The organism is Luteibacter sp. UNCMF331Sha3.1 (assembly GCF_900109915.1).
In the GTDB taxonomy this organism is placed as follows: domain Bacteria; phylum Pseudomonadota; class Gammaproteobacteria; order Xanthomonadales; family Rhodanobacteraceae; genus Luteibacter.
Genome location: NZ_FOBU01000002.1, coordinates 1,347,018 through 1,371,445, shown reverse-complemented (window position 1 = coordinate 1,371,445; position 24,428 = coordinate 1,347,018). Strand labels below are relative to the sequence as shown.

27 protein-coding genes and 1 pseudogene are annotated in these 24,428 nt (G+C 68.1%); 12 read left to right on the top strand and 16 right to left on the bottom strand.

Features of this window, described 5'->3' with window-relative positions; all coding sequences use genetic code 11:
* Nucleotides 1-26: 26 nt before the first annotated feature.
* The 3 genes from yjjX to BMX32_RS14640 all read right to left on the bottom strand — a co-directional run bounded on the left by yjjX (nt 27) and on the right by BMX32_RS14640 (nt 3,200).
* On the bottom strand, nt 27-599 hold the full coding sequence (gene yjjX, locus BMX32_RS14650) for an inosine/xanthosine triphosphatase (protein ID WP_089979833.1): 573 nt from the start codon (nt 597-599) through the stop codon (nt 27-29).
* The gene (gene pgm, locus BMX32_RS14645; RefSeq protein ID WP_089979831.1) at nt 599-2,242 is read right to left on the bottom strand and encodes a phosphoglucomutase (alpha-D-glucose-1,6-bisphosphate-dependent); all 1,644 of its coding nucleotides are present in this window, start codon (nt 2,240-2,242) and stop codon (nt 599-601) included. The genes yjjX and pgm overlap by 1 nt, the downstream gene beginning before the upstream one ends.
* A gap of 202 nt (nt 2,243-2,444) precedes the next feature.
* Nucleotides 2,445-3,200 (bottom strand): response regulator, encoded by a 756-nt coding sequence (locus tag BMX32_RS14640; protein ID WP_089979830.1) that lies wholly within the window; start codon nt 3,198-3,200, stop codon nt 2,445-2,447.
* 119 nt (nt 3,201-3,319) lie between these two features.
* Here BMX32_RS14640 and BMX32_RS14635 point away from each other — a divergent pair, with 119 nt between their 5' ends.
* A complete protein-coding gene (locus BMX32_RS14635) occupies nt 3,320-4,015 on the top strand; it encodes a hypothetical protein (RefSeq protein WP_089979828.1) in 696 nt (231 codons plus the stop codon).
* Nucleotides 4,012-4,851 (top strand): NAD-dependent protein deacetylase, encoded by an 840-nt coding sequence (locus tag BMX32_RS14630; protein ID WP_089979826.1) that lies wholly within the window; start codon nt 4,012-4,014, stop codon nt 4,849-4,851. Before BMX32_RS14635 ends, BMX32_RS14630 begins: the two co-directional genes overlap by 4 nt.
* Here BMX32_RS14630 and tadA read toward each other — a convergent pair.
* The gene (gene tadA / locus BMX32_RS14625; RefSeq protein ID WP_343123858.1) at nt 4,848-5,342 is read right to left on the bottom strand and encodes a tRNA adenosine(34) deaminase TadA; all 495 of its coding nucleotides are present in this window, start codon (nt 5,340-5,342) and stop codon (nt 4,848-4,850) included. The genes BMX32_RS14630 and tadA overlap by 4 nt on opposite strands.
* 30 nt (nt 5,343-5,372) lie before the next feature.
* Nucleotides 5,373-6,770, bottom strand: a complete 1,398-nt coding sequence (locus BMX32_RS14620) for a MocR-like pyridoxine biosynthesis transcription factor PdxR (RefSeq protein WP_170843672.1) — start codon at nt 6,768-6,770, stop codon at nt 5,373-5,375.
* A 105-nt stretch (nt 6,771-6,875) separates the two neighbouring features.
* Here BMX32_RS14620 and BMX32_RS14615 point away from each other — a divergent pair, with 105 nt between their 5' ends.
* Nucleotides 6,876-7,346: a carboxymuconolactone decarboxylase family protein gene (locus BMX32_RS14615; protein WP_089979823.1), complete on the top strand. Its 471-nt coding sequence runs from the start codon at nt 6,876-6,878 to the stop codon at nt 7,344-7,346.
* A gap of 6 nt (nt 7,347-7,352) precedes the next feature.
* On the opposite strand, the gene BMX32_RS14610 is transcribed toward BMX32_RS14615, so the two are convergent.
* The 4 genes and pseudogenes from BMX32_RS14610 to BMX32_RS14595 form a co-directional block, all read right to left on the bottom strand.
* Nucleotides 7,353-7,904: a DNA-3-methyladenine glycosylase I gene (locus BMX32_RS14610; RefSeq protein WP_089979822.1), complete on the bottom strand. Its 552-nt coding sequence runs from the start codon at nt 7,902-7,904 to the stop codon at nt 7,353-7,355.
* A 76-nt stretch (nt 7,905-7,980) separates the two neighbouring features.
* Complete coding sequence (locus tag BMX32_RS14605) at nt 7,981-8,442, bottom strand: nuclear transport factor 2 family protein (protein WP_089979820.1); 462 nt, start codon at nt 8,440-8,442, stop codon at nt 7,981-7,983.
* Between the two features lie 153 nt (nt 8,443-8,595).
* A pseudogene (locus BMX32_RS14600) lies at nt 8,596-9,669 on the bottom strand (NADH:flavin oxidoreductase/NADH oxidase); the annotation flags it as partial.
* An 83-nt stretch (nt 9,670-9,752) separates the two neighbouring features.
* Nucleotides 9,753-10,763, bottom strand: coding sequence for an aldo/keto reductase (locus BMX32_RS14595; RefSeq protein ID WP_089979817.1), 1,011 nt, complete (start codon nt 10,761-10,763; stop codon nt 9,753-9,755).
* 172 nt (nt 10,764-10,935) lie between these two features.
* Here BMX32_RS14595 and BMX32_RS14590 point away from each other — a divergent pair, with 172 nt between their 5' ends.
* Nucleotides 10,936-11,874 (top strand): LysR family transcriptional regulator, encoded by a 939-nt coding sequence (locus BMX32_RS14590; RefSeq protein ID WP_089979816.1) that lies wholly within the window; start codon nt 10,936-10,938, stop codon nt 11,872-11,874.
* A 2-nt stretch (nt 11,875-11,876) separates the two neighbouring features.
* On the opposite strand, the gene BMX32_RS14585 is transcribed toward BMX32_RS14590, so the two are convergent.
* Nucleotides 11,877-12,797 (bottom strand): LysR family transcriptional regulator, encoded by a 921-nt coding sequence (locus tag BMX32_RS14585; protein ID WP_089979814.1) that lies wholly within the window; start codon nt 12,795-12,797, stop codon nt 11,877-11,879.
* 100 nt (nt 12,798-12,897) lie between these two features.
* Between BMX32_RS14585 and BMX32_RS14580 the strand changes: the two genes are divergently transcribed.
* From BMX32_RS14580 to BMX32_RS14570, 3 genes are all read left to right on the top strand, one after another.
* Complete coding sequence (locus tag BMX32_RS14580) at nt 12,898-13,749, top strand: SDR family oxidoreductase (protein WP_089979813.1); 852 nt, start codon at nt 12,898-12,900, stop codon at nt 13,747-13,749.
* A gap of 28 nt (nt 13,750-13,777) precedes the next feature.
* A complete protein-coding gene (locus BMX32_RS14575) occupies nt 13,778-14,170 on the top strand; it encodes a RidA family protein (RefSeq protein ID WP_089979811.1) in 393 nt (130 codons plus the stop codon).
* Nucleotides 14,171-14,242: 72 nt separating this feature from the next.
* Nucleotides 14,243-14,902, top strand: a complete 660-nt coding sequence (locus BMX32_RS14570; RefSeq protein ID WP_089979810.1) for a glutathione S-transferase family protein — start codon at nt 14,243-14,245, stop codon at nt 14,900-14,902.
* 60 nt (nt 14,903-14,962) lie between these two features.
* Here the strand turns inward: BMX32_RS14570 and BMX32_RS14565 are convergent, their stop codons facing one another.
* Complete coding sequence (locus tag BMX32_RS14565; protein ID WP_089979808.1) at nt 14,963-15,883, bottom strand: MBL fold metallo-hydrolase; 921 nt, start codon at nt 15,881-15,883, stop codon at nt 14,963-14,965.
* A gap of 186 nt (nt 15,884-16,069) precedes the next feature.
* On the bottom strand, nt 16,070-16,966 hold the full coding sequence (locus tag BMX32_RS14560) for a LysR family transcriptional regulator (protein WP_089979806.1): 897 nt from the start codon (nt 16,964-16,966) through the stop codon (nt 16,070-16,072).
* A 138-nt stretch (nt 16,967-17,104) separates the two neighbouring features.
* On the opposite strand from BMX32_RS14560, the gene BMX32_RS14555 reads away from it, so the two are divergent.
* The 4 genes from BMX32_RS14555 (at nt 17,105) to BMX32_RS14540 (ending at nt 20,257) form a co-directional block, all read left to right on the top strand.
* Nucleotides 17,105-17,317 (top strand): tautomerase family protein, encoded by a 213-nt coding sequence (locus BMX32_RS14555; RefSeq protein WP_089979805.1) that lies wholly within the window; start codon nt 17,105-17,107, stop codon nt 17,315-17,317.
* Nucleotides 17,318-17,365: 48 nt separating this feature from the next.
* Nucleotides 17,366-18,106: an SDR family oxidoreductase gene (locus BMX32_RS14550; RefSeq protein WP_089979803.1), complete on the top strand. Its 741-nt coding sequence runs from the start codon at nt 17,366-17,368 to the stop codon at nt 18,104-18,106.
* 14 nt (nt 18,107-18,120) lie between these two features.
* Nucleotides 18,121-19,026: an SDR family oxidoreductase gene (locus tag BMX32_RS14545; protein ID WP_089979801.1), complete on the top strand. Its 906-nt coding sequence runs from the start codon at nt 18,121-18,123 to the stop codon at nt 19,024-19,026.
* 67 nt (nt 19,027-19,093) lie between these two features.
* Nucleotides 19,094-20,257, top strand: coding sequence for a winged helix-turn-helix domain-containing protein (locus BMX32_RS14540; RefSeq protein ID WP_089979800.1), 1,164 nt, complete (start codon nt 19,094-19,096; stop codon nt 20,255-20,257).
* 95 nt (nt 20,258-20,352) lie between these two features.
* Here the strand turns inward: BMX32_RS14540 and BMX32_RS14535 are convergent, their stop codons facing one another.
* From BMX32_RS14535 to BMX32_RS14520, 4 genes are all read right to left on the bottom strand, one after another.
* Complete coding sequence (locus BMX32_RS14535; RefSeq protein WP_244511537.1) at nt 20,353-21,117, bottom strand: DUF72 domain-containing protein; 765 nt, start codon at nt 21,115-21,117, stop codon at nt 20,353-20,355.
* A gap of 25 nt (nt 21,118-21,142) precedes the next feature.
* A complete protein-coding gene (locus tag BMX32_RS14530) occupies nt 21,143-22,168 on the bottom strand; it encodes an alpha/beta hydrolase (protein ID WP_089979797.1) in 1,026 nt (341 codons plus the stop codon).
* A gap of 112 nt (nt 22,169-22,280) precedes the next feature.
* The gene (locus BMX32_RS14525; protein ID WP_089979795.1) at nt 22,281-23,063 is read right to left on the bottom strand and encodes an SDR family oxidoreductase; all 783 of its coding nucleotides are present in this window, start codon (nt 23,061-23,063) and stop codon (nt 22,281-22,283) included.
* Nucleotides 23,060-23,386 carry a nuclear transport factor 2 family protein gene (locus BMX32_RS14520; RefSeq protein ID WP_089979793.1) on the bottom strand — a complete coding sequence of 109 codons (327 nt, stop codon included), beginning with the start codon at nt 23,384-23,386 and terminating at the stop codon, nt 23,060-23,062. Before BMX32_RS14520 ends, BMX32_RS14525 begins: the two co-directional genes overlap by 4 nt.
* Before the next feature lie 100 nt (nt 23,387-23,486).
* Between BMX32_RS14520 and BMX32_RS14515 the strand changes: the two genes are divergently transcribed.
* Nucleotides 23,487-24,407, top strand: coding sequence for a LysR family transcriptional regulator (locus BMX32_RS14515; protein ID WP_089979792.1), 921 nt, complete (start codon nt 23,487-23,489; stop codon nt 24,405-24,407).
* The last annotated feature ends 21 nt before the right edge of the window (nt 24,408-24,428 follow it).

The window sequence follows — 24,428 nt, the reverse complement described above, 5'->3', positions numbered from 1 at the left end:
AAAACGTTAACCCGTACGCACAAGTGTTATTCCCGTGCGGTGCGTTCCGGGTCGAGGTCGTAGAGATCGGGGTGCAGGAACGGCGCCATGGCCAGCACCATCGCCTGCGTGTAGGCGGATTCGCGGGTCGCGTGGCCATTGGTGACCAGCCCGATGGCCCCGCCCTGCTGCTTGATGTTCACGGTGCCGAACAGGCGGTCCATGACGTCGCCCAGTTCCTCGCCCTCGAGCAGCGCTTCGTACACGGCCGGCGGCAGGGGCAGCCACGCGCTGCAGCCCACCGACACGTCGGCACCGTGGGCGATGGCCACGTAACCGAAGGTGCCGGGACCATCCTGCGTCACGTCGACGCCGCCTTCGAGCGCGACGTAGAAGTCCGCGTCGCCATGCTGGCGGCAGAAGTTCATGCGGTTCAACGCGCCCTCGCGAGTCTCTGCCGACGTCATGGGCTGGTCGGGAACGCCCGACGGGGCGTGCATGCCTTCGCACTCGACGAGGCGGCCCGGGAACAAGGGCGCGAGCGCGCTACGCACCGCGCCGACCTTCACCGGGTTGCGCGAACCGACGAGCACGCGGATCGGGGCGGTATCGTGCGACATCAGCCCGACAACGCGTCGTCGACCATGGCCTGCGCTTCGGCGAGCACCTTCTGGAGGTGTTCCTCGCCGCGGAAGCTTTCGCCGTACACCTTGTAGATGTCTTCGGTGCCGGAAGGACGTGCCGCGAACCAGCCCTGCGCCGAACTCACCTTGATGCCGCCGATGCGCTGGCCGCCGGCTTCGTTCGTCACGCCGACGATCGGGTCGCCCGCGAGCGACGTCGAGGTGACCTGGCGCGGCTCGAGCTTCGAGAGCATCGCCTTCTGCGCGTGGCTGGCCGGCGCGTCGATGCGCGAATTGGCGGGATCGCCGAGCTTCGCGGTGATGCCCGCGTAGATCTCGCCCGGATCCCTGCCGAGCCGCGCGGTCATCTCGCCGGCGAGCAACGCGGCGGCGAGGCCATCCTTGTCCGTGGACCACGCCGACGCGTCCTTCGCCAGGAACGACGCGCCCGCGCTCTCCTCGCAGCCGAAGCCGAGGCTGCCGTCGAAGAGCCCGGAAACGAAGTACTTGAAGCCCACCGGCACCTCGCGCAGCGGACGACCGAGGTCGTGCGCGATGCGGTCCAGCAGGCCGGTGCTGACGGCCGTCTTGCCGACGGCGGCATCCGCGCGCCAGCCCGGACGATTCTGGAACAGGTACCACGCGGCGGCCGCGAGATAATGGTTGGCCGGCATCAGCCCCTTGCTGGGCGCGACGACGCCGTGGCGATCGTGATCGGTGTCGCACGCGAACGCCACGTCGAACCGGTCCTTCAGGCCGATCAGGCGCTGCATGGCGTACGAGGACGAGGGATCCATGCGGACCTTGCCGTCCCAGTCGAGCGACATGAACGAGAACGTGGGGTCGACGACTTCGCTGACGACCGTGAGGTTCAGGCCGTAGCGCTCGCCGATGGCGGCCCAGTAATGCACGCCGGCGCCGCCGAGCGGATCGACGCCCATGCGCACGCCGCTGGCGCGGATCACGTCGAGGTCCAGCACGTTGTCCAGATCTCCGACGTATTGCTGCAGGAAGTCGAAGGACTTCGTCGTGCCCGCCTTGATCGCGCGATCGAACGGCATGCGGCGCACGTCGCACAGGCCGCCTTCGATCAGCTCGTTGGCCCGCTTCGCGATCCAGCCGGTGGCATCGGTGTCCGCCGGGCCGCCGTGCGGCGGGTTGTACTTGATGCCGCCACTGTCGGGCGGATTGTGCGACGGCGTGATCACGATGCCGTCGGCTTCGCCGCGCTCGCGCCCGCGGTTGTGCATGAGGATCGCGTGCGACACCGCCGGCGTGGGGGTGAATTCGCCGTCCGCCGACACGAACGTGGGCACCTCGTTGGCCGCCAGCACTTCCAGCGTGCTGCGGAACGCCGGCTGCGACAACGCATGGGTATCGATGCCGACGTAGACCGGGCCGTCCACGCCCTGCGTGCGGCGGTATTCGCAGATGGCCTGCACCACCGCCAGCACGTGCCATTCGTTGAACGAACGGTCGAAGGAGACGCCGCGGTGCCCCGAGGTACCGAACGCGACCCGCTGCTCGGGCACGGAGGGGTCGGGGCGAAGGTCGGTATACGCGGCCACGAGGGCGTCGATGTCGACCAGCTTGCCTTCCGTCGCCGGTTTTCCCGCGAGCGGGCTGATATGGGCACTCACCGATGCTTACTCCTCGTACTGGTCGTCGCGCCGCGCGCGTCGGGCGCGGCATTGTAGGCCGGGCGTCCGGCCCCGGGTGTCAAGCGGGCGTGCATGCCACGCCCGGCGATCCGGAAGTCCCAAGCATACGATGCGTTTTCCGATTTCTTCCATGTCCGGACGCGTCCGGCACGGTTATCGTGACGGTGTCGAGCGTTCGGGACTACAGACGCAGGCGATCGATGTACTCGAAAATCTCGGCCTCCATTTCCAGGCCGAGCTTGCGCATCGCGTTTTTCTTCTGCTGGCTGACGGTCGACATGCCGCGGCCGGTGACCCTGGCGATGTCGGTGATGCTGTTTCCCGCGGCGAACAGGCGCAGAATGGTGAGTTCGCGCGGCGACAGATCGGCCAGTGTCCCCGATTTACCCATCGGCTCGCCCTGCGGCGCGCCGATCACTTCGCGAACGGAGGCTCCGAGGTAAACATGGTCAGACACGATCTTCACGAGCGCCTCGGGGATTTCCCGCGCGTCGCCCGATTTGCCGATGAGGCCGCGCACGCCCGTCCCCATGATCTCGCGATACAACGCGGGGTTGGCCAGCGTGGTGATCACCATCACCGGCAGGTCGGGATACGTCTGCCGCACCTCGCGCAGCAGCGCGAAGCCGTCGAGGCCCGCACCGGGCATGCTGAAATCGGTGATGAGCGCGTCACACGGCGTGTCGGCCAGCACGGACAGCAACTCCTCGGGCGACTGCGCTTCGCCGACCACCGTCGCGAGGCCGTCCCTGGCGAGGGCCAGGCTGAGCCCTTTCAATACGACGGGGTGATCGTCCGCCAGAATGACGCGGTAGACCATTCGATCCATCCTTATCCTGCTTGTCCAGTCCGTGGCGGGCGGGTCTGTCGCGCCGTCGACGGGGGGCAGAGTTGAGCACATCGCGCCTTGCGACGCCACTGCGCCGGCGTATCGCATCGCTGTTATCCGCTTGCCGTGGTATCGGCTTCCGCGCACGCCTGCGCGAATGCGGAACGCTTCCCCAGCTTCTCGCGACGCTGGGCCGCCACTACGCGCACGAAGCGCGGGCCCGCGGCATGCGGCTCGAACTCGACATCGATCCTGCCCTCGCGCCGGATCTCTCCGGCCCCATCGTTCCGCTCGGCGACGCGCTGCGCCTGCTGCTCGACCGCTCGCTCACGCGACGTACCTGGCGCGTCGCGCTGCACGTGGACGTCGTGGGCGACGACGCGAGCTCGCAGATCGTGCACTTCACCGTCGCCGACGAGAACACGGCGGACACGCGCGACGGCGACGAGCGCCTTCGTGCCGCGTCCGCCGCGATCGCCCCGTTCGGCGGCACGATCCACGTGGAGTCCGGTGGCGACATCGGCAGCCGCGCCATCGTCGAAGTCGGCTTCGATCTGCCCCGCCCCGCGCCGCGCATCGACGTCGCGTCGCTGCGCGACACCCTGGGCGGCGATGCCGCGTTGCGCGAGGTCATCGCCGCGCTCGACGAGGCCCTGAGTCGCGACCTGGCCGGCCTCGACGCCCTGCTGGACGCACCCGGCGTGTCCTCGCTGGGCGCCTGGCTTCATCGCGTATCCGGCGCGCTCGGCATGGCCGAAGCCAGCGAACTGGCACGCATCGGCCTGGCGCTCGAGCGCGACCTGCGACGTGGTCGCGATGCCCAGCTGGACCGCGCCATACGCCGCTTCGCCCGCGACGCCTCGCACGTGCTGGAAACGCTTCGCGAGCACGCCACACCGATAGGCTATAGTCCCGCTTCGTGAGCACCGTTACCGTCAACCACGACACCCCGGGCGATCCGCTGCGCGACTTCGTCGACGCGCATCCGCGGCTGTTCGTGCTGACGGGTGCCGGCATCAGCACCGATTCGGGCATTCCCGACTACCGCGACGATCAGGGCGCGTGGAAGCGCAGCCCACCCATGACCCTGCAGATGTTCATGAGCGGCCCGCCGGCCCGGGCCCGTTACTGGGCGCGCGGCATGATCGGCTGGCGCCACTTCGCCGCGGTGGCGCCGAACGTCGCGCACCGTGCGCTCGCCGCGATGGAGCGCGCGGGCCGCATCGAGCTCCTGCTGACGCAGAACGTCGACGGCCTGCACGAGCGTGCGGGCAGCATCAACGTCGTCGACCTGCACGGACGGCTCGATCGGGTGCGCTGCATGCAGTGCGGCGACATCAGCACACGCGAGGCGATGCAGCGCCGCCTGATGGACGCCAACCCGGCGTGGCTCGCACTGCAGGCGACGATCGCGCCGGATGGCGACGCCGACCTCGACGGTGTCGACTTCTCCGCCTTCCATATTCCTCCCTGCACGATCTGCGGCGGCATCCTCAAGCCCGACGTCGTGTTCTTCGGCGAGAACGTGCCGCGCGCACGTGTCGACACCGCGTGGGCCCACCTCGCGCGCGCCGATGCGATGCTCGTGGTGGGCTCGTCGCTGATGGTGTACTCGGGGTATCGCTTCGTGCTCGAAGCCTCGCGGCGCGGACTGCCGATCGCCTCGGTGAACTTCGGCGTCACGCGTGCCGATGCGCTGATCTCGCTGAAGGTCGAACGCTCCTGCGCCGACGCGCTCGCGCCCTGGGCCGACGCCTAGCGCCTGGCGCGGAAGAACGCCCGCAACATGTCGCCGGCCGCTTCGGCGTCGAGACCGCCGACGACGTCCACGCGATGGTTGTGTCGTGGCGAGATCAGCGTGTCGAACACGCTGCCGGCGGCACCCGTCTTCGGATCCGTGGCGCCGAACACCACGCGGCCCACGCGCGCGTGCACCATCGCCATGGCGCACATCGCGCACGGCTCCAGCGTCACGTAGAGCGTCGCACCGGGAAACCGGTAGTTGGACACCGCCTGCCCCGCGGCGCGCAGGGCCTGGATCTCGGCGTGCGCGGTGGGATCGTTGAGCGTGATGTTGCGGTTCCAGCCTTCGCCGACCACCTGCCCGTCCATCACCAGTACCGCGCCCACGGGCACTTCGCCCTCGGCGTCGCGCGCGTGGGCGGCCAGCGCCAGCGCGCGCGCCATCCACGCGCGATCGGCGTCGGAGAACACGGGATCGTGGACGAAGGGCGTCGGGTCGGGCGGCAAGGTCGTGTCCGGTCGGGCGAAGCGCGGATTCTACGGCAGCTGGCGGCGGACGATGTCCCACAGACGTTCGACGTATCCCGCGGCCCGCTCCGCCGGCACGTTCGTGACGCCGAGGATCAGGCCGTGTCGCGACACGTCGCCGCTGTACCAGGGCGACAGCGGTACCGGCGAAAGGTCGACCTCCAGCGCCGCCTGCACCACCGTGAGGTCGTCGACACCGTCGGGCAATCGGGCGATCACCGACAACCCCGTCGCGTCGTGCGGCACGCCGAGACGTTGCAGCGCGTTCGAAAGCGCCGCCCGGCGCTCGGCATACGCGCGCTTCATCCGGCGCAGGTGCCGCAGGTAGTGGCCGTCGTGCATGAACGCCGTCAACGCGTGCTGCAGGATCGGTGGCGGCGCCGGGTCCAGGGTGCCCACGACTTCGCCGATCGCGCCGATCAGGTCGTGCGGGACCACGAGGTAACCGACACGCAACGCCGGCGCCATCGTCTTGCTGAAGCTGCCGATGTGGATCACGCGGCGCGCGTCCATCGATGCGAGCGCGGGCGCCGCATGGCGCGCGAGCTGGAGCTCGCCGAGGTAATCGTCTTCGATCACCCAGCGGTCGCCCGAGTGCGCCCAGTCGAGCAACGCATGCCGTCGTTCGAGCGACAGGGGCATGCCGAGCGGAGCCTGTTGCCCCGCCGTCACGAGCGCGACCGCGGCGTCGGGGGCACGGCGGATACCCTCGGCCACGACCAGGCCCTCCTCGTCGACGGGCACGGGCACCGGCGTGACGCCCGCCCAGCCCAGCGCGGTGCGCGCGAAGGGATAGCCCGGGTCTTCCACCCACGCCGCCGCGCCGTGCAGCTTCAGCGCACGCAGCACGATGCTGCACGCTCCCGCATAGCCGTGGGTGACGAAGACCTGCGCGGGATGGCAGGCGAAACCGCGTGCCACCGCCAGGTAACCGGCGATCTCGGCCCGCAGCTCCGGCTCGCCCCGTGCGTCGGGATAGCCGAGGGGACCGATCGATCGCGCCGCGTGGGCGAGCATGCGCGACCAGAGCGTCGCGGGAAACAGATCGGCGGCAGGTACACCCACCTGGAACGGCATCGGCCGGATCGCTCCGGCCGGAAACGCGCCGAGCGACGACTGACCCCGGACGGGCTCGGTGGCCGGTCGGGTCGCCGGCGGTCGACGCGCAACGCGCGTACCCGCGGCACCGGAAGGCACCACGAACTGGCCATCGGCCAATCGCTCGTAGGCCGCGCGCACCGTGCCGCGCGCGACGCCCAACTGCGCGGCCAGATCGTTCCACGAGGGCAACCGCGCACCCGGTGCGAGACGCCCGTCGCGGATCGCGGCCCGGATGCCGTCCGCGATCTGTCCGGACAACGACTGTCGCCCGCCGCGATCGAGCTGTATGCCGAAGGACCCGTCCATGGAGGGATGGTACATCCGCGGCGACCGATCTTGGCTCTTTCCCGTGTCCCGAGCCGGGCGCACGATAACCCCTGTCCTCCCCACCCACCCTCTGGAGTCACGAGCATGAGCAAGCGCATCAACTACATGAAAGCCGCGCCGGACAGCGTCAAGGGCCTTATCGCGGTCCATGGCTACCTCGCCCAGAGCGGTCTGGACGGGAATCTGGTGGACCTGGTCTATCTGCGGGTCTCCCAGATCAACAACTGCGCGTACTGCATCGACATGCACTCGCAGGATCTGGTGAAGCACGGCGTGCCCTTCGAGAAGCTGATTCTCACGCCCGCGTGGCGCGAAGCCGGCGACGTGTTCACCGCGCGCGAACAGGCCGCGCTGGCGTGGGCCGAGTCGCTCGCCAACGTCGCCCAGACCGGCGTGCCGGACGAGGACTACGCCGCGGCGTCCGCCGAGTTCAACGAAAAGGAGCTGTCGGATCTCTCGGTGGCCATCGCCCTCATGAGCGCGTTCAACCGCCTCGGCGTCGCCTTCCGCAACACGCCGGCCGCGGCGTCGAAGCTGGCCCGCGCGGCCGCGTGACGCGCGTCAGCGGCGGAAGCATCCCGCCGTGTGGTCGTCGACGATCCCTACCGCCTGCATCCAGGCGTAGGTGATCGTCGGGCCGACGAACTTGAAGCCGCGCTTTTTCAGGTCTTTAGAGATCGTGACGGAGAGCGGCGTCTGCGCCGGCACGGTGCGCCCGTCGCCGCGCAACACCTTGCCGTCGGTGAACGACCAGCAATACGCGTCGAACGATTCGCCCTGCTCGCGCATGCTTTCGTAGATGCGCGCTCCGGCGATCGTCGCCTCGATCTTCGCGCGCGACCGGATGATGCCCGCATCGTCCAGCAGGCGGACGATGTCCTTTTCGCCGAAGCGGGCGACCTTCGCCGGATCGAATCCCTTGAAGGCCTTCCGGAAGTTCTCGCGCTTGCGCAGGATCGTGATCCACGACAGGCCGGCCTGGAAGCCCTCGAGCATCAGCTGCTCCCAGAGCATCCGCGAATCATGCAGCGGCACACCCCACTCGGTGTCGTGGTACGCGGTGTACAGCGGATCGCTGCCCGCCCACGCGCAGCGCTTCGGTTCCTTCGTCATGCCCGGCGTTTCCGTTGGTCGAGCCGAGCATGATCCCGCGTCCCGCCGGCGCGCGCCATCCGTCGCATGCGCGCCCTCAGAGACCGAGATCGGAAAGACCCGGGTGGTCGTCCGGGCGGCGACCCAGCGGCCAATGGAACTTGCGGTCGCTTTCCTTGATCGGCAGGTCGTTGATGCACGCGTAGCGATGGTGCATCTCGCCCTTCTCGTCGAACGCCCAGTTCTCGTTGCCGTAGGAGCGGAACCAGTTGCCGCTGTCGTCGTGCCATTCGTACGCGAAACGCACGGCGATCCGGTCGCCGGTGAAGGCCCAGAGTTCCTTGATCAGACGGTATTCGTGTTCCTTCGCCCACTTGCGGGTGAGGAACGCCACGATCTCCTCGCGGCCGTTGGCGAACTCGGCGCGGTTGCGCCATTTGCTGTCGGGGCTATACGCCAGCGAGACCTTCGCGGGATCGCGGCTGTTCCAGCCGTCCTCGGCAAGGCGGACTTTCTGCGTGGCGGTCTCGTGCGTGAAAGGTGGGAACGGTGCGGCCATGAGCGGAAGCCTCCTTGATGGGAGGCTTCACACTAATCGCAGGCGGTCCCGATGGATTGAACAAAATCAACGATAGGCACCGTCCTCGTCGCGCACCCAGGTCGGGGTCGCGCCCACCGGTCCGTTCACGCCGAACAGGTGGCGATGCTTCGACGGCTGCGAGCGCAGGTACTGCTTGGGCGGACGGACCGTCGCACCGAGTTCCGCCGCGGCGTGCCACGGCCAGCGCGGGTTGTAGAGCACCGCGCGCGCGATGGCGACCATGTCCGCATCGCCCGTGGCCACGATGGCCTCGGCCTGCTCGGGGCTCGTGATCAGGCCGACCGCCACGACGGGAATGGACACCGCCTGCTTCACCGCCCGCGCGTGGGGAACCTGGTAGCTCGGGCCCACGGCGATCTTCTGCGCTTCGTGCAGGCCGCCGGTGGAGACGTGGATGGCGTCGCAGCCACGGGCTTCCAGCGCCTTCGCGAAGGCCACCGTCTGTTCGATATCCCAGCCGCCGTCGACCCAGTCGGTGGCCGACACGCGCACCGTCACATTGCGATCGGCCGGAAACGCCGCGCGTACCGCGTCGAACACCTCGAGCGGAAAGCGCATGCGGTTCTCGAGCGAGCCGCCGTATTCATCGGTGCGCTGGTTCGACAGCGGCGAGAGGAACTGATGGAGCAGGTATCCGTGCGCGGCGTGGATCTGCACGAAATCGAGCCCGATGCGCGCCGCGCGCGTCGCCGCGGTGGCGAAAGCGTCGCGGATACGGATCATGCCCTCGCGGTCGAGCGCGACCGGTGCGTGCGTGCCGTGGGTGAACGGGATGGCCGACGGCGCCACCGTCTGCCAGCCATGCTCGTGGTCGGGAGCGATCTGATGCCCGCCGGCCCACGGCAGCTCGGTCGAGGCCTTGCGGCCCGCGTGGGACAGCTGCACGCCGATGCCGGCATCCGACCAGCGGCGCACGCTCTCGAGGGTGGACGCCATCGCGGCCTCGGTCGCGTCGTCGTAGAGGCCGACGTCGCCCCACGTGATGCGGCCTTCCGGCAGCACCGCGCTCGCTTCGATCGTGAGCAGGGCCGCGCCGGACATCGCCAGCTGACCCAGGTGGATATGGTGCCAGTCGTTCATCAGGCCGTTCTCGGCCGAGTACTGGCACATCGGCGCGATGACGATGCGATTGGCCAGTTCGAGGTTACGCACGCGGATAGGTGAAAAGAGCGCGGAATGCGCCATGGGGATTCCTTGGATGAAGGGAGGCGGAGCGCGACGCGCCGACACAGGGTTCCCCATGACGGCACGCGCGGGATTGGCGATTTCTATCGATCGATGGGCAGCGGGGCATCCGGCGAGACCAGGCCCTGCTCGCGCATGTGGACCCAGAAATCGGCGGGGATGGCGGTATTGAGCGCGGCATGGTCCTCACGGATGCGTTCCGGCTTGCTGGCGCCCGGGATGACCGCGGCGACGGCCGGATTGGCCAACGAGAACTGCAGCGCCGCGGCCTTGATCGGCACGTCGAAGCGCGCGGCCGTGGCCTTGATCTTCTCGACACGTGCGACGATCTCCGGCGACGCCTCCGCGTATTCGAAATGCTTGCCACCGGCGAGGATGCCCGAGCTGTACGGACCACCGACGACGATGTCGACGCCGCGTGCCGCGGCAGCGGGCATCAGGCGCTGGAGCGCGTGCGCGTGGTCGAGCAGCGTGTAGCGGCCAGCGAGCGGCGTGGCGTCCGGGCGTGGCGCGTCGAGGCCAAGCAGGATCTCGACCGGCTCGGTCTTGTTCACCCCGAGGCCCCATCCCTTGATGACGCCTTCGTCGCGCAGCCGGTCGAGTGCCACGAACGCGCCCTTGCGGGCGGACTCGAACATGGCCAGCCACTCGTCGCGGTAGAAGTCCTGTGCCACGTCGTGCACCCACACGAAGTCGATGTGGTCGACGCCGAGGCGCTTCAGGCTGCCTTCGATCGACAGCATCGTGCCCTTCTCGGAATAGTCGTTGACGACCTTGTTCGGCAGGCCGGCGGCGAAGAGCTGACCCGCCTGACCCAGCTTCTGGTCGGGATCGATCTCGTCGAGGATCACGCGACCGACCTTGGTGCTCAGCACGTAGTCTTCGCGCTTGTGCTTCGCCAGCGCCTTGCCCAGGCGGATCTCGGACAGACCCGCGCCGTACAGCGGCGCCGTGTCGAAGTAACGCGTGCCGGCGTCCCAGGCGGCCTCGACCGTGGCGAGCGCCTCGTCCTCGGGGATGTCGCGGAACATGTTGCCCAGCGGCGCGGTACCGAAACCGAGGGGACCATGGGGGAGGTACTGACGGATGCTCATGGAATGCTCCGGGATGATGGACGATGTCGATTCGATCCGGACGATCGTGAATATGTTCGCGAGCGATGCGTCCGGCCGGCGATGACGAGTAATATGAAACGCACGTCCGCTTGCGACAAGCCAGCCGGCGGTATAGACACTCGTTCCATGAATTCAAGAATGAGGCACCAGCATGGACAACCGAGCCGGCGAGATGGGAGCCTTCATGCGCGTGGTACAGACCGGTAGTTTCGCCGCGGCCGCGCGAAGTTTCGGTCTATCCCCGTCCGCCATCAGCAAGATCGTCGCCCGTCTCGAAGGCCGGCTCGGCACCCGCCTCATCGTGCGGACCACGCGCACGCTTCAGCTGACGCCGGAGGGCGAAACCTATTACGAGCGCGCGCTGCGCGTCTTGGCGGACATTGACGAAGCCGAGCGGCTGGTGGCGCACGGTGGCGCCGCGACCCCGTCGGGCAAACTGCGCGTCAACGCCTCGGTGTCTTTCGGCGTGCGCCGGATCGTGCCGCTCGTTCCCGCGTTCCTCGCGGCCTATCCGGACGTCCAGCTCGACCTGTCGCTCAACGACAACATGGTGGACCTCGTCGAGGACCGCGCGGACGTGGCGATCCGCGTCGGCACCCTGCCCGACTCCGGATTGAAAGCGCGGCGCATCTGCGAGGCGCGGTTCGTCGCGTTCGCCTCGCCCGCGTACCTCGAGCGTCATGGCATGCCCGAAACGCCCGCGGATCTCGCACGCCATAACTGCCTGACGTTCAACCTGGGTCGCTCGTTCCACGAGTGGCCGTTCCTCGATCCGGCCACCGGCCAGTCCTCGCCCGTACCGGTCCGGGGCAATTTCCAGGTCAACAACGGCGAGACGATGCGCCGCATGGCACTGGAAGGCCTCGGCATCGCGCGCCTCGCGACCTATCACGTGGACCGCGATATCGAGGCCGGCCTGCTGGTGCCGGTGCTCGAGCCCTACAACGCGGGCAACCTGCAGGTGATCCACGCGGTGTTCGTCGGGCACGAGCATCTGGCCACGCGTGTGCGGGCGTTCGTGGATTTCATCGCGGAACGCATTCCGCGCAAGGAGCTGTGGCAGCCCGGGGCGGGTCTCCGGCCTCTGTGACGTCACGCACTGGCGGGAGCCAGCGGCGGGCTCTTCGGCGTTTCCCGCACCACATCCAGAAACGCGCGCAGCGCCGGCGGTACGGCGCGATGGCCGGGGTAATAGACGGCGATCGCCTCGGCATCCGCCATCCAGGGTGCGAGCACCTCCACGAGACGGCCGGCCGCGATGTCCGGCGCGGCGGCCGGTTCCGGCACGTATGCGATGCCGAGCCCCTTCACCGCCGCCTCGACCATCAGCGCCTCGTCGTCGAGAACGACGGGGCCCGCGGCATCCACGACCAGCGTCGTGCCGCCGCGCGCGAACTCCCACCGGTAGAGCTTGCCGCTCGGCATGCGATGGCCGATGCAGCGGTGGCGGGTCAGCTCGTCCGGCGTGCCCGGGGTGCCGGCCCGCCCGAGATAGACGGGCGACGCGACGCAGACGAAACGCATCGGCGCCGACATCGGTACGGCGATCATGTCTTTCGGAATGGATTCGATCAGTCGCACGCCCGCGTCGAATCCGGCGGAAACGATGTCGACCAGCTCGCCTTCGACCACGAGGTCCACCGTGACATCCGGAAAGCGGTCCGCCATCGCCGGCAGAACGTCGCGCACGAGCATCGCCGCCGCGAGCCGCGGCGCGTTGACCCGCACGGTACCCGTCACGCGTCCGCGAAAATCCGCGACGCTCTCGAGCGCGGCGTCGAGCGAGGCGAGCGCGCCCTGAAGGTGCCCGAGCAGCCGCGTGCCGGCTTCCGTCGGCGACACGCTACGCGTCGTCCGGTTGAGCAGGCGCACACCCATGCGCTCTTCCAGTGCCCGCATGGCGTGGCTGAGCGTCGACGGCGCCGTACCCAGCTCGTCGGCGGCGCGCCGGAAACTCCGGTGCGTGGCGACGGCGACGAAGGCGGCGAGGTCATTGAGCGACGGGCGTGCCATTGATGGCGATTCTGCAGTAAGCCATGCGGATTGCAACGTCTGGTGAGTCAGGCAGGCCGGGCCTATGGTGAGGACATCACCTACTCACAGGCCCTCCTTCATGACAACGAACTGGCTCATCACAGGCGTCTCGTCCGGCCTCGGCCGCCTTATCGCGGAAAAGGTGCTCGCCCGGGGCGACACCGTCGTCGGCACCAGCCGCCGGGCGGACGCCCTTTCCGATCTGGATGCGGCCCACCCGGGACGCGTGCGCGTGCTGCCCGTCGATCTGGCCGACCAGGCGGCCGTGCGCCGCGCCGTCGACGACGCCTTCGCCTCGGTCGGTCGCATCGACGTGGTCGTGAGCAACGCGGGGTATGGCCTGCTCGGCGCCGGCGAGGAAGCGACCGACCGGCAGGTGAGGGACATCGTCGACACGAACCTGATCGGCTCGATCGCGGTGATCCGCGCGGTGCTGCCGCATCTTCGCCACCAGGGTGGTGGTCGCATCCTGCAGGTGTCGAGCGAGGGCGGCCAGATCGCCTATCCGGCCTTCGGCCTCTACCACGCGACCAAGTGGGGCATCGAAGGGTTCGTCGAGGCGGTGGCGCAGGAGGTCGCGCCGTTCGGGATCGCGTTCACGCTCGTGGAGCCCGGTGCCGCCCGGACGGAATTCGGCGCGAATCTCGCGCGCGCGCAACCCCTCGCCGACTACGCCGGAACGCCCGCCGATCGGCTGCGCGAGGCCATCAAGGGCGAATGGGTGATCAAGGGCGATCCGGATCGCATGACCGACGCCATGATCCGCCTGGCCGACACGACGGGCCCTTTGCCGAAGCGCCTCGTGCTGGGTGCGGACGCGTATGCGAACGTCCGGCGCGCGCTCACGGCGCGCCTCGCCGAACTCGACGAACAGCGGTCCATCGCGCTGGAAGCGGACTTCACCGACACCGAACTCGCCGCACTTTCCTGACCACCGACCCCATCACGAAGGACATGCCATGAACAACCGCGCCGCGATCTTCCCCGCCAACCGCCACGCGCTTTACGACGCGCACAGGTACTCGCCGGCCGTGCGCGCGGGCGATCTGCTCTTCGTGGCCGGCCAGGTCGGCAGTCGCGAAGACGGCTCGCCGGAGCCGCGCTACGACGACCAGGTGCGTCGCGCCTTCGCGAACCTTCGCGAGGTACTCGCCGCCGCCGGCTGCACGTTCGACGACGTGCTGGACGTCACGTCGTTCCACACCGATCCCGCCGCCCAGTTCGACACGTTCATGGCGATCCGAGAGACCGAGATCGGCGAAGCGCCTTATCCGACATGGACCGCCGTCGGCGTGAACTGGCTTGCCGGCTTCGACGTCGAACTCAAGGCGATCGCCCGCATCCCCGGCTAGTCCTCGTGCCCGGCATCCGCGGACATCGGAACGCCGGGTCCTCTACCATCGGCCGTACGACAGGAGAAGCGCATGGCCGAACTGATCCTCACCACGCTCGAATGGGTTCCCGAGCCGCCCCGTGGTTTCGTGCGCGACCTGCGCATCCGCTGGGCGCTCGAGGAAGCGGGGCTGCCCTATCGGATCGCCACCACGCCGCTGGATCCGAAGACGGCCGGACACTATCACTTCCAGCCGTTCGGCCAGGTGCCCTGGTTGCAGGACGGCGACGTCACGATCTTCGAGACGGGCGCGATCCTCGAGTATCTGGGCGGCAGGAGCGACACGCTGCTGCCTGTCGATCGCAAGGAACGGGACCAGGCCCGCGTATGGATGTTCGCGGCACTGAATTCGGTGGAAGCCGCCACCATTCCGTGGTCGTTCTATCGGTTTCTCGAGGACACGACCGACTCGCCGGCGCACCGGCTGATCGACGAGTTCCTCGCCGGCCGTCTGAAGAACCTGGAGCGCGTGCTGACCGACCGCGACTGGCTCACGGAGCGTTTCACCGTCGCGGACATCCTCATGGCCGATGTGCTTCGCCTGGTCGACCGGTTCGGTGGGCTCGCGGACTATCCCTCATGCGCCGCGTATCTCGCCCGTGCGACGGCACGGCCGGCGTTCACCAAGGCGTTCGACGATCAGATCGCGTTCTACGCCGCCGCCGACACCGCACGCGTCGCGACGTCCTGATGCGACGAAGGCGGCGCGCCTCGCGACGTGCCGCCTTCGTCATGCACCCTGCGAACGCGATCAGAAGTCCCAGATCACCGGCACCCAGCGGAACGCGTCGCCGTCGACGGCGACGTGACCGACCGACGGGAACGGCAGGTGCGTCGCCACCATCAGCGAGCCATTGGCCGCGAGCTCGCGGAAGAGGTCGAGGCGGACGCGCGCCGCCGTTTCCGGATCGTGCTCGAACCCGTTGAACCACTCGGGATGATCGAACGCGACCGGAAAGACAGCGTCGCCCAGGAAGCTGAGCCGCTCTTCGCCGGACTTCAGATCGACCACGCAATGACCCGGCGTGTGACCGCCGGTGACGCGCGCCACGACACCCGGCGCCACCTGATGCGTATCGCCGTCGAACGGACGGATGAAGTCGCTGTATTCCTCGGCGAACCGCTTCGCCGTCGAGCGCAGCACCGGCGGCACGGCTTCCGGCATCGACACGCGGCTGAAGTCCGGGTCCCTCCAGAACGCGAGTTCCTTCGACGACACGTGGATACGCAGCTCCGGATTCAGCTGCCCCTTCACGCCGTCGACGAGCAGACCGCCCACGTGATCCATATGCATGTGCGTGATCACGACGTCGGTCAGCGAACTCAACGCGATGCCGGCGGCGGCGAGACGCTGCGGAAGCTGTCCGGCGCGCGGAAAATCGGGAAACTGCACGCCGAGACCCGCGTCGACGAGGATCGTCTGCTCGCCGCTGCGCACCACCATCACGTTGAGCGGCCAGTCGTACTGGTCCGGCGGCATGTACATGTATTCGAGCCAGTTCGACAGGTCGGCCGGCTTCGCGTTGTGCGCCATCGTCACGGTCGGCAGCGGCAGGATGCCGTCGCTGATGACCAGCACTTCGATGTCGCCGACGTTGACGGCGTAGCGTGACGGTACCGGATCGCTGGCTGCCGACGTGAGGGAACGCACGGGGGTTGCTACGGAATGCATGGGGAAAACCTCCAGGAGGACGGCGCGATGGCCGCATGTCCTCATCGTAGATACCCGTGCGGGATGCCACTAGGTCCGTGGAACGGACGATGGTGTTGCCTCGTGCGCACCAGGCGACGGATGTCGATACGTTCCGACGCTCGCGTCTTGCCGCGCGCGACCCCGGCTTGCGCACGATGTCCTTCGCTACGCGCCGGCGGCGCCGCGGAACACGTCGGCCAGCCAGTCGATGAACACGCGCACGCGCGGGGAGAGCTGGCGATTGTGCGGATACAGCACGGACACCGGCATCGGTGGCGGCGGCGTGTCGTCGAGGACCGATACGAGCTCGCCCGCGGCGAGCTGATGTGCGACGCGATAACGCGGCACCTGGATCAGTCCGAGTCCCGCGACGCAGGAAGCGGTATAGATCTCCGCACCGCGCACGACCACGACGTGCGGTAGCGGTATCTCATGCACGCGGTCGTTGAGGACGAATTCCATCGGGTACGACTGGCCCGTCGCCGACGCCGTGTACGCCACCATGCGGTGCCCTTCGAGATCGTCCGGTGTCGCGGGCACGCCGTGCCGTGCGAAGTAAGCGGGACTGCCCACCGTCACCTGCGCGAACGACGTGAGACGGCGCCCCACCAGCGACGAGTCGGCGAGCTCGCCGGCACGCACAACGCAGTCGAAGCCTTCCTTGATCAGGTCCACCATGCGATCGGCTTCGCTGATGTTGAGCGCGATGCCGGGGTAACGCGCGATGAAATCCGGCAGGGCCGGCAGGATGAAGAAACGCGCGATGGTGCCCTGCATGTCGACGCGCAGCGGCCCCTTCGGCTCGGCATCGCGAAATACGCTCTCCATCTCGTCGATGTCGGCCAGAAGACGGACGCAACGCTCGTGATACATCGCGCCGTCGAGCGTCGGACGGACGTTCCGCGTGGTGCGTTCGAGCAGGCGCACGCCGAGATCGGTCTCGAGGCGCTGGATGGCATGGGTGGCGCTCGGGCGCGGCAGCTGCAGGTCGCGCGCGGCCTGCGCGAAGCTTCCGCGCTCCACGATCCGGACGAAGAGCCGCATGACGTCGATCCGGTCCATGACACCTTGCCCCGATTGTTATGTTTTCTGAAACGGTGATGTTGGAAACCGCATTCTAGCGCGGATTTTCGAAACGACTATCGTGGTCGACACGCCGGACCGATCCGCGTCCGGTCCATCCCCGCACTGGAGAAGACCATGCCGTTCGCCAACTTCAAGGTTCCCGAAGCCGCCCTCAGCCGCGCGCAGAAAGAGGAAATCGTCCACCGCACGACCGCCATGCTGGTCGAGTATTTCTCGGAGGCGGCGCGTCCCCACACGATGGTCCTCATCGAAGAGATCAAGGACGGCGGTTACGCACGCGCCGATGAGGTCTTCACGATTCCCGAGGCCTACCGGGCGAACGACTGAGCCCTCGGCTTTTTCTCCCCTTCCCCCCTCTCTACTGGAGCACGGATCATGAGCAGTTCGACCAACAAGGTAGCCATCGTTACCGGCGCATCGCGTGGTATCGGCGCCGCCATCGCCACGCGACTGGCGAAGGACGGTTTCACCGTGATCGTCAACTACGCGGGTAGCGCCGGCGCCGCCGCGAAACTGGTGGAATCCATCGAGAAGGCGGGCGGCCGCGCCATTTCGTGCCAGGCGGACGTGAGCGATCCGCAGGCCGTGAAGCGCATGTTCGACTCGGCCGAAGCCACGTACGGCGGCGTCGACGTGCTGGTGAACAATGCCGGCATCATGAAGCTGGCGCCGGTCGCGCAGACCGACGACGCCCTGTTCGACCAGACCATCGCGATCAACCTCAAGGGCACGTTCAACGGTCTGCGCGAAGCCGCGAAGCGCCTCCGCGACGGCGGCCGCATCGTTAACTTCTCGACCAGCGTCGTCGGTCTCTATCAGCCGACCTACGCCGTCTACGCCGCGACCAAGGCCGCGGTGGAAGCCATGACGCACATCCTCGCGAAGGAACTCGGGTCGCGCGGCATCACCGTCAATGCCGTCGCGCCGGGCCCGGTCGCCACCGAGCTGTTCCTCGACGGCAAGGATCAGGCGACGCTCGATCGCATCAGGCAGATGATTCCGCTGGGCCGCCTCGGCGAAGTCGACGACATCGCGCGCGCCGTGTCCATGCTGGTCGGACCCGACGCGGGCTGGATCAACGGCCAGATCGTCCGCGCCAACGGCGGCGTGGTCTGACGGGGAGCGACAGCATGAACCAGGTCATCCTCGTCACGGGCGCATCGAGCGGCTTCGGCCGCCTGATGGCGAACGCGCTCGCCGCCGCGGGCCATACCGTCTATGCGTCGATGCGCGACCTCGACGGCAAGAACGCGGCGCAGGTCGCCGAAGTCGCCGGCTACGCCAGGGACAACGGTGTGGACCTGCGCACCGTCGAACTCGACGTACAGTCCGGCGAATCCGCGCAGCGTGCCATCGACACGATCGTCGATGCGCATGGTCGGCTCGACGTGCTCATCCACAACGCCGGCCACATGGTCTGGGGCCCGAGCGAAGCCTTCACGCCGGAAGACCTGGCCCACCTCTACGACGTGAACGTGCTCGGCGCCCAGCGCGTGAACCGTGCCGCGTTGCCCCACCTGCGCGCCGCGCGCCGCGGGCTGGTGGTATGGATCGGCAGCAGCAGCGCCGCGGGCGGCGTGCCGCCGCTGCTCGGGCCCTATTTCGCGGCGAAGGCGGCCATGGACGCGCTCGCGGTCTGCTACGCGCGGGAGCTGGCGCCCTTCGGCATCGAGACGTCCATCGTGGTTCCCGGCGCCTTCACCAAAGGCACGAATCACTTCGCGCGCGCGGGTGCTCCGTCCGACACCGTTCGCGCGAACGACTACGAGGCCGACCTCCCGCACGGCTTCGCCGACCGCATGCTGGACGCACTGGGCAAGACGGTGCCGGACGATGCGGACCCGCAGGGCGTTGCCGATGCCGTCGTTTCCATCGTGGACGCGCCGTACGGCAAGCGACCCTTCCGCGTGGTGATCGATCCGGCCAGCGACGGTGCGGCCGTGTCCTACGCGGTGATCGACCGGGTGCGTGCGGAATTCCTGCATCGCATCGGCTTCGCCGACCTCATGACGCCGGCCATGGGATCGCGTAGCTGAAGCGTCGAAGCGACCGGCCGGCCCTCCCGACGGGTGCCGACCGGATCGTCGGCGGTATGCTTCGCGCATGAAGTCAGCGATCAGTCTGCGGGAAGCCCGCCGTTACGCGCTTACCGCGCAAGTTTTCAACGCACCCGACCGCGAGGCCGACGTCGGCCGGCTCCAGCTGCGACGCGCCGTGGAAAGGCTCGGCGTGCTGCAGATCGACAGCGTGAGCGTGCTCGTCCGCTCGCATTACCTCCCGCTCTTCTCCCGACTGGGCACGTACGAGCGCGCGCAGCTCGACAGCGTCCTGTCGGGCAAGAACACTCGGTTCTTCGAATACTGGGGACACGAAGCCTCGTTCCTTCCTCTCGACTGCCAGCCCCTGCTCCGCTGGCGCATGGCTCGCGCGCTTCGCGGTGAAGGTGTCTGGACACCGCTTCAGACGTTCGCGCACGAACGACGCGCGGAAGCGGACGCGATGCTCGAACGTATCCGTGCCGACGGCCCGATCGCTGCGTCCGACGTGGAGAGCAGCAAGGCCAGCACGGGCATGTGGGCGCGCAGCGACGCAAAGCGCGCGCTCGAATGGCTGTTCTGGGCCGGGCTCGTCACCGCGACCCATCGCCGGACCAGCTTCGAACGCGTCTACGACCTGCCGGAACGTGTGTTGCCTGGCGATGTCCTCGCATCACCGACGCCCCGCGACGTCGATGCGCATCGCGCCCTCCTCGCCCGCTCGGCCGAAGCGCTCGGTATCGCCGCCGCCGACGACCTGCGCGACTACTACCGTATCCCGGCGCCCGACGTCGCGGTACCGCTCCAGCAACTGGTCGACGAAGGCATGCTGATTCCGGTGCGCGTGGACGGCTGGCGGCAGCAGGCCTATCTGCACAAGGATGCGCGCGCAGGTCGCCGCACCGAAGGCGCCGCCCTGCTGTCGCCGTTCGACCCGCTGGTCTGGCACCGGCCGCGCACCGAGCGCCTCTTCGCTTTCCGCTATCGCCTGGAGATCTACACACCGGCGCACAAGCGCGAGCACGGTTACTACGTGCTGCCGTTCCTGCTCGACGGCGCCCTCGTCGCACGCGTGGACCTCAAATCCGACCGCAAGGCCGGCACGCTGATCGTGCAGAAGGCGACGATCGAACCCGATGCGCCGGCTCACACCAGAGACGCGCTGAATGCGGAACTCGACCGGATGGCCCGCTGGCTGAACCTGCAAGGCGTTACCCACGCACGCAGCTAGCAGAGACGCCGCCTCCCCCTCACCGTCATCCCGGCGCACGCCGGGATCCACGGCGATGCGATCGGTTTTCGCGATACCGCAGCCGCCGCCATGCACTAGCCGACCTCCGACAAGAACGCCATCAACTTCAACGCATCCGGCACCGCCACACCCCCGGCCGTGTTGTCGAAGACACACCAGACCGACGTGCCGGCTCGTGCCGTCGCGACCAGCGTGCTCGCGAGCGCTGCGAGGAACGTGTCGTCATACGACGAGTAGTACATCCGCGGCGACCCGTGCAGGCGAATATAGAGAGTCGCTGGATCGCCCAGCGGCATGACGCCCGGCACCGGCGATGGATCGGCCAGCACGCACCCCACCCCGACTTGCTGCAAGGCGTGACTTGCCTCCTCCGTGAACCAGCTTGCATGGCGCGGCTCGCAGACCACGCGCGCATCGGTCGCGACGCGCAGGTCGGCAAGGAAACGCCGCGCGACGCGGCGATCGAACGTCAGGCTCGGTGGCAACTGCAGGAGCAGGCATCCCAGTTTGTCGCCAAGCGGCGCGATCTCCCCCAGAAACCGAGATAGCTCCCCCGTCGCGCCCTGCAGGCGCAACGCGTGCGAGAGGGTCCTGGGCATCTTCACGGCGAAACGGAACGCGTCGGGCACGCTCGACGCCCAGCGCGCGTAGGTGTCCGGCCGATGCGGCCGATAGAAAGAACTGTTGATCTCCACCGACGGGAAGACGCGCGCATAGCGCTCGAGGTGACTACCCTGCCCCGGAAAGGCGGCTTTCGCATCGCCAGGCAACGACCATCCGGCGCAGCCGATGCGGACGACGGGGATCACCGCGGCGCCCACGCGCGCGGCGAGCGACACATGTGTCCGTCGATTCCCCCAAACCTCACGCTGCGTGTCCCGCGCCGGGGCGGGCCTCGTCTTCCTTCGCCCAATGACGACTGACGAAGCCCGCCATGTCGTCGGCGAGGTCATCGTCCTCCGGCGCATGTCCGCCGAAGCCGCCATGCGGCATCCCTTCGAACACGTGCAGCTCCGCCGGAATGCCGGCCTGGCGGAGCTTGCGGTGCATCCGCACCGCGCTCGAGAGGAAAAGATCCCGCGTGCCGCTCTGCAGGAACGTCGACGGGAACCCCGAGACATCGCCGAACAACGGCGAGATCAATGGGTCCGCCAGATCCGCGCCGTTAGCATAGAGCCGATGGTTCGACATCAGGGAGCCGACGAGAACGACATCCACGTAGCGATTCACCTCAAAACTGTCTCCCGACTCGGTCAGGTCCAGTTGTGGCGACAAAAGGACGAGCGCGGCCGGCATGGGCAGACCTTCGTCGCGCGCCCGAAGGAGCATCGCCGCGGCGAGATTCCCGCCTGCCGATCGACCGCCGACGACGATCCTGTCCGGGGCGTGCTTGCTGAGAAGATGCCGATAGGCGACGAGGCAGTCGTCCAGCGCCGCGGGGTACGGATGTTGCGGCGGCGTCCGGTAGTCCACGCCGTAGCAGCGCACGCCATGCAGATCGGCCTGCGTCTGCGCGCCGACGCGGCAGGCGTTGCCGCCGCCGAAGACGAGCGCGCCACCGTGCAGGTCGAGATACGCGCAGTCGGGGCGAGCGAGCGCGGCGGGCGTCGCCACATGCACCAGCGTGTCCCCCAGCGCGAGCGTTTCGACCGTCGAGGTCAGCTCGCCCGCGCGCGCCTGCGCCGCGGCGCCGTACTGCGCATCGACCGCGACCTTCATCCGGGCCCAGGCTTCGCGATCCTCGGGCGGTGGCATGACGTAGCGCGCGTTGACCGGCGTGCCGTCGACACCGACCAGGCGCTGAAGGTACGCCCTGGCGGCCTCGCTTATCGATGCGGGAAACGGGACGACACGATCTTCGAGCCGAACGCCGGCGACGGGAGCGACCATTCGATATCAACAGGCTGAGACGGTCCGGGCAGTGTACGGCATGGCCATGAAGCGACCCGGGCGGTCGGAAAAGATCACGGCCGCCATCGACACCGCTGGATAGCTGCCGCCCCTACAACGTCGGAACGGTCCCGCCGTCGATTCGATACTCGCACCCGGCGATGGACGCGGCGCGCGGCGAAGCGAGGAAGGCGATGAGATCGGCAACCTCGTCCGGCGTGGCGGGCCGGCCCACGGGAATGCCACCCAGCCAGTCCATGATCAGCTTCTTGCCGCCTTCGTAATCCGTGCCGGCTGCGGCCGCCGTCCGCTGCGCGAAGGCGACGGACGCTTCGGTCTCGATCCAGCCTGGGGCGACGCTCAACACGCGAACCCCTTTCGGCGTCACCTCCCTGGCCAGCGACTTGCTGTACGTCGTGAGCGCGCCCTTGGCCGCGGCATAGGCCGTGGTGGATTCGGGCAGCGGCAGCACGCGCTGGATGGAGCTGACATGGATGACGACACCCGCCCCTCGCTCCAGCATCGACGGCACCAGTGCGCGATCCAGCCGCACGGCGGGCATCAGGTTGAGGTTCAATTCGGCGTACCAGTGCTCGTCGGTGATGGCGGCGAAACCGCCGCCGGGCGTGTTCGACCCGCCGAGCACGTTGATCAGGATGTCGACCCCGCCCCAGTCGTCGAGGACTGTCCGCGCAAGGCGATCCGTTCCCTCCGCCGTCGAGAGATCGGCCGCCACATACGTCACGCCCTCCACCGGCGACGACGGCAGCGTGCGCGCGGCGGTCGCTACCCGGGCGCCGGCGTCCGCAAGGGTTTTGACGACGGCGGCGCCGAGGCCCAGCGTACCGCCGGTGACGACTGCCCGCATGTCTTTCAGGCGAAGGTCGAAGCTCATGCCGTGATCTCCAGGGACGCGATGCGGTCGTCGTCGAGCTGAAAGCGGTAGGACAGAACGATCGGGCTGCCCGGGAAGTTGCCGGCGACATGGGCGCGCACGACCTGAAAGCCGTCTTCCCCGGCCAGCGTCAACGGCACACTCGTCGCGTTGTACCGGGCGGAGACTTCGGCCATGAAGGCCGTGATGGCGTCGATCCCCGTGTAGGTATGACCGTCGTCCTTCAAGACGGCTCGGGCCGTGAAGCAATGCGCCAGGCGATCGGTATCGTGTTCGGCCGCGAAGAACGCGGCAATGGGCTCGGGAAGAGTCAGGGCATGCATGTCGTCGGCTCCAGGGGTGCGATGACCGTCAGCATGCGCGTCGACGTGAATTCAGTGAATCCTCTAGAATATGGATGGGTTATGTAGACGAGCGTACATAATGCGTGGATCCGAGTTCGCCGAACTGAAGGCCTTCGTCACCGTCGTGGAGCGCCAGAGCTTTGCCCGCGCCGCGGAGCAACTCGGTCTGTCGCCGTCGGCACTCAGCCAGACCATCCAGCAGCTCGAAGGCCGCATCGGTGCCCGCCTCCTGAACCGCACCACGCGAAGCGTCGCACCCTCGGCGAGTGGCGAGCTGCTATACCGACGCATCGCGCCGTCGTTCCGGGAGATCGCGGATGCGGTCGCCGAAGCCAGCGACGCCACCGGACGGATGACCGGCACGCTTCGCATCAACACTCTTGGCATCGCAGCGAGGACGATCATCGCGCCACGGCTTTCGCGCTTTCACCAGGCGCACCCCGATGTGGTTCTCGACATCGTGGTCGACGACGCGCTGGCCGACATCGTCGGTGGGCGCTTCGACGCGGGCATTCGCGTGGGTGGTCGACTCGATAAAGACATGATCGCCGTCCGGCTCACGCCGGACCTGAACATGGTTGCCGTGGCGTCGCCGGATTACCTCGCGCGTCGCGGGACGCCGAAGACACCTGCCGAGCTGCACGATCATGCGTGCATCAACTGGCGGCTCCAGATCGACGGCAGCCCTTATCGCTGGGAGTTCGAGAATCGCGGCGAACGGCTCGACGTGGCCGTGAACGGCCCCGTCGTGACCAATCATCCCGACATCGGCATCGCCGCGGCGGTGGATGGGCTTGGCATCGCCTACCACTTCGAGCGCGATCGCGTGGGCGAGCTCCTTGCCGAGGGGCGACTGGTCCAGGTCCTCGCGGACTGGTCGATTTCGCGCCCAGGACTATTTCTCTATTACCCGAACCGGCAGTATCGACCTGCCGCGCTAGGCGCGTTCATCGATTGTCTGCTCGATCGGAAGCCATTCGATCGACCCGACGCCCTCTGAAAAGGGCACTGACGCCAACCC

Bases quoted from the DNA above. Each gene is read 5' to 3' on its own strand.
- yjjX (WP_089979833.1), bottom strand. From the start codon at position 599: ATGTCGCACGATACCGCCCCGATCCGCGTGCTCGTCGGTTCGCGCAAC.
- BMX32_RS14640 (WP_089979830.1), bottom strand. From the start codon at position 3,200: ATGCGATACGCCGGCGCAGTGGCGTCGCAAGGCGCGATGTGCTCAACT.
- BMX32_RS14635 (WP_089979828.1), top strand. From the start codon at position 3,320: ATGCGGCTCGAACTCGACATCGATCCTGCCCTCGCGCCGGATCTCTCC.
- BMX32_RS14620 (WP_170843672.1), bottom strand. From the start codon at position 6,770: ATGGACGGGTCCTTCGGCATACAGCTCGATCGCGGCGGGCGACAGTCG.
- BMX32_RS14615 (WP_089979823.1), top strand. From the start codon at position 6,876: ATGAGCAAGCGCATCAACTACATGAAAGCCGCGCCGGACAGCGTCAAG.
- BMX32_RS14610 (WP_089979822.1), bottom strand. From the start codon at position 7,904: ATGACGAAGGAACCGAAGCGCTGCGCGTGGGCGGGCAGCGATCCGCTG.
- BMX32_RS14605 (WP_089979820.1), bottom strand. From the start codon at position 8,442: ATGGCCGCACCGTTCCCACCTTTCACGCACGAGACCGCCACGCAGAAA.
- BMX32_RS14595 (WP_089979817.1), bottom strand. From the start codon at position 10,763: ATGAGCATCCGTCAGTACCTCCCCCATGGTCCCCTCGGTTTCGGTACC.
- BMX32_RS14590 (WP_089979816.1), top strand. From the start codon at position 10,936: ATGGACAACCGAGCCGGCGAGATGGGAGCCTTCATGCGCGTGGTACAG.
- BMX32_RS14585 (WP_089979814.1), bottom strand. From the start codon at position 12,797: ATGGCACGCCCGTCGCTCAATGACCTCGCCGCCTTCGTCGCCGTCGCC.
- BMX32_RS14580 (WP_089979813.1), top strand. From the start codon at position 12,898: ATGACAACGAACTGGCTCATCACAGGCGTCTCGTCCGGCCTCGGCCGC.
- BMX32_RS14575 (WP_089979811.1), top strand. From the start codon at position 13,778: ATGAACAACCGCGCCGCGATCTTCCCCGCCAACCGCCACGCGCTTTAC.
- BMX32_RS14570 (WP_089979810.1), top strand. From the start codon at position 14,243: ATGGCCGAACTGATCCTCACCACGCTCGAATGGGTTCCCGAGCCGCCC.
- BMX32_RS14565 (WP_089979808.1), bottom strand. From the start codon at position 15,883: ATGCATTCCGTAGCAACCCCCGTGCGTTCCCTCACGTCGGCAGCCAGC.
- BMX32_RS14560 (WP_089979806.1), bottom strand. From the start codon at position 16,966: ATGGACCGGATCGACGTCATGCGGCTCTTCGTCCGGATCGTGGAGCGC.
- BMX32_RS14555 (WP_089979805.1), top strand. From the start codon at position 17,105: ATGCCGTTCGCCAACTTCAAGGTTCCCGAAGCCGCCCTCAGCCGCGCG.
- BMX32_RS14550 (WP_089979803.1), top strand. From the start codon at position 17,366: ATGAGCAGTTCGACCAACAAGGTAGCCATCGTTACCGGCGCATCGCGT.
- BMX32_RS14545 (WP_089979801.1), top strand. From the start codon at position 18,121: ATGAACCAGGTCATCCTCGTCACGGGCGCATCGAGCGGCTTCGGCCGC.
- BMX32_RS14540 (WP_089979800.1), top strand. From the start codon at position 19,094: ATGAAGTCAGCGATCAGTCTGCGGGAAGCCCGCCGTTACGCGCTTACC.
- BMX32_RS14530 (WP_089979797.1), bottom strand. From the start codon at position 22,168: ATGGTCGCTCCCGTCGCCGGCGTTCGGCTCGAAGATCGTGTCGTCCCG.
- BMX32_RS14525 (WP_089979795.1), bottom strand. From the start codon at position 23,063: ATGAGCTTCGACCTTCGCCTGAAAGACATGCGGGCAGTCGTCACCGGC.
- BMX32_RS14520 (WP_089979793.1), bottom strand. From the start codon at position 23,386: ATGCATGCCCTGACTCTTCCCGAGCCCATTGCCGCGTTCTTCGCGGCC.
- BMX32_RS14515 (WP_089979792.1), top strand. From the start codon at position 23,487: ATGCGTGGATCCGAGTTCGCCGAACTGAAGGCCTTCGTCACCGTCGTG.